The sequence below is a fragment of the Streptomyces sp. NPDC047022 genome (genome assembly GCF_040644155.1).
Taxonomy (GTDB): Bacteria; Actinomycetota; Actinomycetes; order Streptomycetales; family Streptomycetaceae; genus Streptomyces.
The window spans coordinates 87280-89297 of the sequence record NZ_JBEYVV010000028.1; the positions used below are offsets into that span (position 1 = coordinate 87280).

Consider the following 2018-nt stretch of genomic DNA (forward strand, 5'->3'; position numbering starts at 1 on the left):
TCCTGGAGACCGGCCGGAACGAGCCGGTGCACACCCTGCGCCGCTCCCGGATGACGCACGGTCAGCCCGTCGCCGCCGAACTCCTCCACCGGCCGGTGGTGACGCCGCACGGCACCGCCCCGGCCAGCCACGTCCGGGTGATCCTTCCGCAGCGGCGCGAAACGACGCACCCGGCGCCACTACACTGCTGCACACACCAACGCGTCAGGCCCACAGCGTCGTGCGTCTCACACGCGGATAGCACCCTCCACCGCCTGCGGCCGTCGGGACGGCCGTCCGCATTGGACTTGTGAGGACTCACGTGAGCTCGAAACCCGTCGTACTCATCGCTGAAGAGCTGTCGCCCGCGACCGTCGACGCCCTCGGACCCGATTTCGAGATCCGGCACTGCAACGGCGCGGACCGCGCGGCGCTGCTGCCGGCCATCGCCGACGTCGACGCCATCCTGATCCGCTCCGCCACCAAGGTCGACGCCGAGGCCATCGCCGCGGCGAAGAAGCTGAAGGTCGTCGCGCGAGCCGGCGTCGGCCTCGACAACGTGGACGTCTCCGCCGCCACCAAGGCCGGCGTGATGGTCGTCAACGCCCCCACCTCGAACATCGTGACCGCCGCCGAACTGGCCTGCGGCCTGCTCCTGGCCACCGCCCGCAACATCCCGCAGGCCAACGCCGCGCTGAAGAACAGCGAGTGGAAGCGCAGCAAGTACACGGGCGTCGAGCTCGCCGAGAAGACGCTCGGCGTGGTCGGTCTCGGCCGCATCGGCGCGCTGGTCGCGCAGCGCATGTCCGCGTTCGGCATGAAGGTCGTCGCCTACGACCCGTACGTCCAGCCCGCCCGCGCCGCCCAGATGGGCGTGAAGGTGCTGTCGCTCGACGAGCTGCTCGAGGTCTCCGACTTCATCACCGTGCACCTGCCGAAGACCCCGGAGACGCTGGGCCTCATCGGCGAGGAGGCGCTGCACAAGGTCAAGCCGAGCGTACGCGTCGTCAACGCGGCGCGCGGCGGGATCGTCGACGAGGACGCGCTGTACTCGGCGCTCAAGGAGGGCCGCGTCGCGGGCGCCGGTCTGGACGTCTACGCGAAGGAGCCGTGCACGGACTCCCCGCTGTTCCAGTTCGACCAGGTGGTGTGCACCCCGCACCTCGGCGCCTCCACCGACGAGGCGCAGGAGAAGGCGGGTATCGCGGTCGCCCGGTCGGTGCGCCTCGCCCTCGCGGGTGAGCTGGTGCCGGACGCGGTCAACGTGCAGGGCGGTGTCATCGCCGAGGACGTCAAGCCGGGGCTTCCGCTCGCCGAGAAGCTCGGCCGTATCTTCACCGCGCTCGCGGGCGAGGTCGCGGTCAGGCTCGACGTCGAGGTGTACGGCGAGATCACCCAGCACGATGTGAAGGTGCTCGAACTGTCCGCACTCAAGGGCGTGTTCGAGGATGTCGTGGACGAGACGGTCTCGTACGTCAACGCGCCGCTGTTCGCGCAGGAGCGCGGTGTGGAGGTGCGCCTGACGACCAGTTCGGAGGCCACCGACCACCGTAACGTCGTGACCGTGCGCGGCACGCTCGCCGGCGGCGAGGAGGTCTCGGTGTCCGGCACGCTGGCCGGTCCGAAGCACCACCAGAAGATCGTGGCGGTGGGCGACTACGACGTGGACCTGGCGCTCGCGGACCACATGCTCGTGATGCGCTACGCCGACCGCCCGGGTGTGGTCGGCACGCTGGGCCGCATCCTCGGCGAGGCGGGCATCAACATCGCCGGTATGCAGGTGGCCCGTGACATCGCGGGCGGCGAGGCCCTCGCGGTCCTCACGGTGGACGACACGGTGTCGGCGACGGTCCTCGCGGAGGTGGCCGAGGAGATCGGCGCGACGTTCGCGCGTTCGGTGAACCTGGTCTGACGCTCACTTCAGGCAGCATGCGGCGGGGCCCGGCAGGCGGCCAGGGAACGGGACTGAATGGGAGAGGTCACAGCGGATGCTCAGGCTGGGCAAGCGGGAATTCGCCGCACACGAGCCGGTGATCATG

General features: G+C 70.3%; 1 protein-coding gene and 1 pseudogene. Both read left to right on the plus strand.

Annotated elements, in window-relative coordinates:
* Positions 1-95, plus strand: a pseudogene (locus ABZ845_RS24850) (GntR family transcriptional regulator); the annotation flags it as partial.
* Positions 96-301: 206 nt separating this feature from the next.
* Positions 302-1891 carry a phosphoglycerate dehydrogenase gene (gene serA / locus ABZ845_RS24855; protein ID WP_360983245.1) on the plus strand — a complete coding sequence of 530 codons (1590 nt, stop codon included), beginning with the start codon at positions 302-304 and terminating at the stop codon, positions 1889-1891.
* Positions 1892-2018 lie beyond the last annotated feature (127 nt).